Raw genomic sequence first — 5761 nt, 5'->3', positions numbered from 1 at the left:
CGGCCCGCCCCTGCCCCGCTGAGCCCGAACTCGACCCCGGGCCGGGGACACGGCCATGGCGCGGACATTTCCCTTGTTCGCCGCTGAAAGGTGAAGAAATCGCCATGTCCGTACTCGACCCTGCCCGCACGCGGGAGGCCGCCGAGCCGCCGCCCCGGCGCGCCGGATGGCCCGCCCTGCGCCCGCTCGTGCTGCGGCTGCACTTCTACGCGGGGCTGCTGATCGCCCCGTTCCTGCTCGTCGCCGCCGTGACGGGCCTGCTGTACGCCGGTTCCCTCCAGGCGGAGAAGATCGTGTACGCGCACGAACTCCGCACCGACGCCCGCGGCGCGCAACTCCCGCTCTCCCGCCAGGTGGACGCCGCCCTGCGGGCGCACCCCGAAGGCACACCGACCGCGGTCCGGCCGTCCGCCGAACCCGGTGCCACGACGCGCGTGATCCTCGACGCCCCGGGACTGGGGGAGAGCGAATCGCTGGCCGTCTTCGTCGACCCGTACACCGGCAAGGTGCGTGGCGCGCTGGAGAGTTACGGCAGCTCCGGCGCGCTGCCGCTGCGCGCGACCCTCGACCACCTGCACCGCGATCTGCTGCTCGGCGAACCGGGGCGGCTCTACAGCGAGCTGGCCGCCAGCTGGCTGTGGGTGGTCGTGCTCGGCGGGGCGCTGCTGTGGCTCGGGCGGCGGCGCTCCGCGCGCCGGCTGCGGGGCACGACGGGACGGCGGCGGACGCTGTCCCGGCACGGGACGGTCGGCCTGTGGTCGGCCGTGGGGCTGCTCGCACTGTCGGCCACCGGGCTGACCTGGTCGGCGTACGCGGGCGAGAACATCGGGCGGCTCCAGGACGCGCTCGGCGGCGCCACCCCGGCGGTGTCGACAAAGGTCCCCGGGGCGCCGACGGCGATGCCGGGCATGCCCCACGAGGAGCATGCCGATCACGCCGATCACGCCGATCACGCCGATCAAGGCGGCCACGGCGATCAAGGCGGCCACGGCGATCAAGGCGGCGACGGCGATCACGGTGGCCACGCGGGACACGGCGGATCAATCGCCACAGCCGTGGACGGACTGGACACCACCCTGCGCACGGCCCGGAAGCAGGAGGGCCTCACCGGCCCGGTCGAGATCCGGATACCGACCGCCGCGGCACCCGCGTACGTCGTCCAGCAGACCGACAAGCAGTGGCCCGCGCACCTGGACTCGATCGCGGTCGACCCGGCGACCGGGCAGGTCACCGACCGGCTCGACTTCGCCGACTACCCGCTGCTCGCCAAGCTCACCCGGTGGGGGATCGACGCGCACATGGGCGTGCTGTTCGGCCTCGCCAACCAGGTCGCGCTGGCCGCTCTGATGGCCGCGCTGATCCTGGTGATCGTGTGGGGTTACCGGATGTGGTGGCAGCGCAGGCCGCGCCGGTCCCGCGCGCCGCGTGCCCACCCGCGCGGCGCCTGGCGGCAGGTACCGCTGCCGGTGCTGCTCCCGCTGGTGGCGGTGACGGCCGCGGTGGGCTGGTTCCTGCCGCTGTTCGGAATTCCGCTGCTGGCGTTCCTGCTGCTCGACGCGGGGACCGGACTGCTGGCCCGGCGCCGCGCACGGTCCGCCTGACCCGCCTGATCCGCCCGTGAGGAGAGCGGCGGGGCCCGGCCACCGCGGCCGGGCCCCGCCGCCTCCCGGTCAGGAGACCGGTACGTACTTGTAGCCGACGCGGCGGACCGTCACGATCGACGAGCGGTGCGCGGCGCCCAGCTTGCGGCGCAGGCGGGCGATGTGGACGTCGACCGTGCGGCCGTCGCCGACATGTCCGTAACCCCACACCGTCGTCACGAGCTGGTCGCGGGTGTGCACCCGCTGCGGGTGCGCCACGAGGTGCGCCAGCAGCTCGAACTCCAGGAAGGTCAGGTCCAGTTGACGGCCCTGGACGTGCACGGTGCGGCGCTCCGGGTCGACCCGGACGCCGCCCTCCCCGAAGTCGGCCGCGGGGGCCGCGGGCTTCGGCTCGGGCTCAGGACGGGGGGTGGCGGCGGCCGGTACGAGCACGAGGTAGCCGACCATCGGGGGCCGGCCCGGCAGCTCGGGGAGGGTGTGCTGAGGAGCCGGCAGCCAGGTGGCGTCGGCGCCCAAAAGGTCGGCGACCGGCGGTACTTCGTCGGGGGCCACGGCACGCAGCCGGGGCGGAGCGGGAACGGTGGCCGTCGGGGCGGTGGCAGAAAGGGATCGTACGTGCGTCATCGAGGTCAGCTCTTTCGCGCAGTGGGGCGTCGGGGGACGTCGTGCGCGCGGGCAGGGCTGCTGTCTGGGTGCTTTGCGGGCCCGCGCTCAGTGCGCGCGGCAACACAGACGGTCGAAGAGGTGATCCTGCCGGGACGGCCAGAACGGCTCGAGGTCGGTACGACCCGTCGAGGTTTCGGTGAGGCTGGCCATGCCCCCATTCAACCAGACGCGGCGTGATCTGTCCTTCGTACGCCCGTCATACGCAAAAGGCGCCCCACCGACATACGCAAAGAGCGCCTCACCGCCGTACGCAAAAGGCGCCCCGCTTCAAGCGGGGCGCCCTTCTTGCGGATTGACCGCTGGACGTCAGACCTGGAGGGCCTTCTCCAGGGCGGTGCAGCAGGTGTCCACCATCAGGCGGGTGACGACGTAGGGGTCGACGTTCGCGTTCGGGCGGCGGTCCTCGATGTAGCCCTTCTTGTCCCGCTCGACCTGCCACGGGATGCGGACCGAGGCGCCGCGGTCGGACGCGCCGTAGCTGTACTGGTCCCACGGGGCGGTCTCGTGGGCGCCGGTCAGGCGGTCCTCGATGCCGGTGCCGTACTGCTTCACGTGCTCCAGCGGCTTGCCGTCCTGGCCCAGCGACTCGCACGCGGTGATGATCGCGTCGTAGCCCTCGCGCATCGCCTTGGTGGAGAAGTTGGTGTGCGCGCCCGCGCCGTTCCAGTCGCCCTTGGCCGGCTTGGCGTCCAGGGTCGCGGTGATGCCGTAGTCCTCGGCGGTGCGGTAGAGCAGCCAGCGCGCGATCCACATGTGGTCCGAGACCTCCAGCGCCGGCAGCGCGCCGACCTGGAACTCCCACTGGCCCGGCATGACCTCGGCGTTGATGCCGGAGATGCCGAGGCCCGCGGCGAGGCAGTGGTCGAGGTGCTTCTCGACGATCTCGCGGCCGAAGATCTCGTCGGCGCCGACGCCGCAGTAGTAGCCGCCCTGCGGGGCGGGGAAGCCGCCCTCGGGGAAGCCGAGCGGGCGGGTGCCCTTGAGGAAGGTGTACTCCTGCTCGATGCCGAAGATCGGCTCCTGGTCCGCGAACTTCTCCGCGACCGGGCGCAGCAGCGCGCGGGTGTTGGAGGAGTGCGGCGTCATGTCGGTGTTGAGCACCTCGCACAGGACCAGAATGTGCTCGCCGCCGCGGATCGGGTCCGGGCAGGAGAAGACCGGCTTCAGCACGAGGTCGGAGGAGTGGCCCTCGGCCTGGTTGGTGCTGGAACCGTCGAAGCCCCACAGCGGCAGCTCGGCCAGCTCGCGGCGCTCGGCGAGGATCTTCGTCTTCGAGCGGAGCTTGGCGGTCGGCTGCGTGCCGTCGATCCAGATGTACTCGGCCTTGATGCTCACGGGGGCCCTTCCTGCGGGTTGGTACGAATACGCGTGCGGGCGTACTCATGCACCTTTGCAACGGGCCGTTTCCCGTCCATTGCTCGAATGTGAACCCCGTGTTACTCGGGCCTGCTGTGACGCACGCCATGCGGCCCCGGTCAGGACCGGCCCGAAATGGCCGCTCAGTATGCGCGAATGCGCCGTGTGACGTGTCACAGACAACATTACGACACTGTGGCACGTTCAACTGCGTTACTCCTCCGTACAGTTGGCACGCCCACCCGCACGCGTGGAGAGGATCGCATGAGCACACTCGAAGCCACGACGCTCGACCAGATGGTCGATACGGCCCGCTATCCCCTGGCGGATCCGGACGGCGCCGAGGGCCTCGCCCTGATCGCCCGCGCCCGCCGCGAGCTGGCCACGACCGGCTGCACCGTCCTGCCGGACTTCATCCGCCCGGCCCTGCGCGACCTGCTGCGCGAGGAGTGCGCGGCCCTCGCGCCCCGCGCCTACTTCGACGTCGAGACGGTCAACGTCTACAACACCGCCGTGCACCCGGACCTGCCCGCCGACCACCCCGGCCGCACCACCTTCGAGCGCGGCAACGCCTTCGTCGCCCGCGACCGCATCCCGGCCGACGCCCTGATCAGCCGGCTCTACGCCCACGGCGCGTTCCGCACCTTCATCGCCCGCTGCTTCGGCCTCGGGAAGCTGTACGAGCTCGCCGACCCGCTCGCCGGCCTCGTCCTCAACGTCGTCGAGCCCGGCCGGGAACACCCCTGGCACTTCGACACCAACGAGTTCACCGTCTCCATGCTCACCCAGGAGCCCGAGACCGGCGGCGCCTTCGAGTACTGCCCGAACATCCGGTCGGCGAAGGACGAGCACTTCGACGACGTGCGGGACGTCCTGGCCGGGCGCGGCGAGCGGCTGATCCGCCGCCTCCCGCTGCACACCGGCGACCTCCAGCTCTTCAAGGGCCGCTACTCCCTGCACCGCGTCAGCCCCGTCGGGGGCGGCACGGCACGCCACTCGGCGATCTTCGCGTACAGCGAGCGCCCCGGCGTCATCGGCAGCGTGGCCCGCACCCGCCAGCTCTTCGGCCGGGTGCTGCCCGAGCACCTGGCGGCCGAGGGCCGCGCCGTGCGGGGGGACGAGCTGCTGGACTGAGCCGTCGCGGGGCATCCTCCTTGTGACGGGGGCGGCCCGCAGCACGCCGCAGGACGTTTTCCCATCCGCGATCCACGGAGGAGCAACCCCGTGCGCTTCGACACGACCGGAAAAGTCTCGCTCGACCACATCTACACGCAGCCCGACCCGCGCGCGTACTTCACGGTGCTGCGCACGCTCGACTACTGCGTACCGCAGCTCGCCAAGCCGTACTTCGCCAAGCTCCTCAAGGAGTACCGCGAGGAACGGAGGGTGGCGGTGCCCAAGGTCGTCGACATCGGCTGCTCGTACGGCATCAATGCCGCGCTGCTGAAGTACGACGTCGCCATGGACGAGCTGTACGCCCGTTACGGCGGCGACGCGGCCGCCGGGCTGACGCGCGAGGGGCTGCTCGCCCGGGACCGGGAGCTGTCCCGCGCCCGCCGGCCCGCGCAGTCCCCCCGCTTCATCGGCCTCGACACCTCGGAGAACGCCCTCGACTACGCGCGCGAGGCGGGCTTCCTCGACGGCACCGTCCACGCCGACCTGGAGAACCACGACCCCACACCGGACCAGCGCGCCCTGCTGTCCGGCGCCGACCTGGTCTTCTCCACCGGCTGCATCGGCTACGTCACCGAACGCACCCTCACCCGCGTCGTCCGCGCGCAGGGCGGCCACCGGCCCTGGATGGCCCACTTCGTACTGCGGATGTTCCCGTTCGACCCGGTCGAGCGGGCGCTGGCGGGCCTGGGCTACGAGACCACCCGCATCGACGGGATGCACAAACAGCGCCGGTTCGCCTCCCCCGAGGAACAGGCGCTCGTCCTGGACACGATGGCGGCAGCCGGAGTGGATGCCACCGGCCTGGAGGCGGAAGGCTGGCTGTACGCACAGCTCTACGTCTCCCGGCCGTACGGCCCGGCAGGACGCCTCCGGTCCCATGATCCTCACGACCCGAATCGAGAGCAGCTTTGAACCCCAGTCAGGGCACGGCCACCGCCACCCCGGCCACCGCCACTCCCACC

At 71.8% G+C, this 5761-nt stretch carries 5 protein-coding genes; 3 read left to right on the top strand and 2 right to left on the bottom strand.

Annotation, left to right across the window (positions count from 1 at the left end; translation table 11 throughout):
* Positions 1-104 precede the first annotated feature (104 nt).
* Positions 105-1601: a PepSY-associated TM helix domain-containing protein gene (locus CCS38_RS00690; protein WP_223731211.1), complete on the top strand. Its 1497-nt coding sequence runs from the start codon at positions 105-107 to the stop codon at positions 1599-1601.
* A gap of 69 nt (positions 1602-1670) precedes the next feature.
* Here CCS38_RS00690 and CCS38_RS00685 read toward each other — a convergent pair whose 3' ends face one another.
* Positions 1671-2225, bottom strand: a complete 555-nt coding sequence (locus CCS38_RS00685; RefSeq protein WP_223731210.1) for a winged helix-turn-helix domain-containing protein — start codon at positions 2223-2225, stop codon at positions 1671-1673.
* A gap of 348 nt (positions 2226-2573) precedes the next feature.
* A complete protein-coding gene (glnII, locus tag CCS38_RS00680) occupies positions 2574-3602 on the bottom strand; it encodes a glutamine synthetase (RefSeq protein WP_223731209.1) in 1029 nt (342 codons plus the stop codon).
* 285 nt (positions 3603-3887) lie between these two features.
* Here glnII and CCS38_RS00675 point away from each other — a divergent pair, with 285 nt between their 5' ends.
* On the top strand, positions 3888-4757 hold the full coding sequence (locus CCS38_RS00675; RefSeq protein WP_223731208.1) for a HalD/BesD family halogenase: 870 nt from the start codon (positions 3888-3890) through the stop codon (positions 4755-4757).
* A 90-nt stretch (positions 4758-4847) separates the two neighbouring features.
* Entirely contained in the window at positions 4848-5711 is an 864-nt protein-coding gene (locus CCS38_RS00670; RefSeq protein ID WP_223731207.1) for a class I SAM-dependent methyltransferase, read from the top strand.
* Positions 5712-5761 lie beyond the last annotated feature (50 nt).

This window comes from Streptomyces purpurogeneiscleroticus, from assembly GCF_020024005.1.
Classification (GTDB): Bacteria; Actinomycetota; Actinomycetes; order Streptomycetales; family Streptomycetaceae; genus Streptomyces; species Streptomyces purpurogeneiscleroticus.
This window is presented reverse-complemented; position numbering and strand designations above follow the sequence as displayed.

Coding starts and splice junctions, on each gene's coding strand:
- CCS38_RS00690 (WP_223731211.1), top strand. CDS start 105: ATGTCCGTACTCGACCCTGCCCGCACGCGGGAGGCCGCCGAGCCGCCG.
- CCS38_RS00685 (WP_223731210.1), bottom strand. CDS start 2,225: ATGACGCACGTACGATCCCTTTCTGCCACCGCCCCGACGGCCACCGTT.
- CCS38_RS00675 (WP_223731208.1), top strand. CDS start 3,888: ATGAGCACACTCGAAGCCACGACGCTCGACCAGATGGTCGATACGGCC.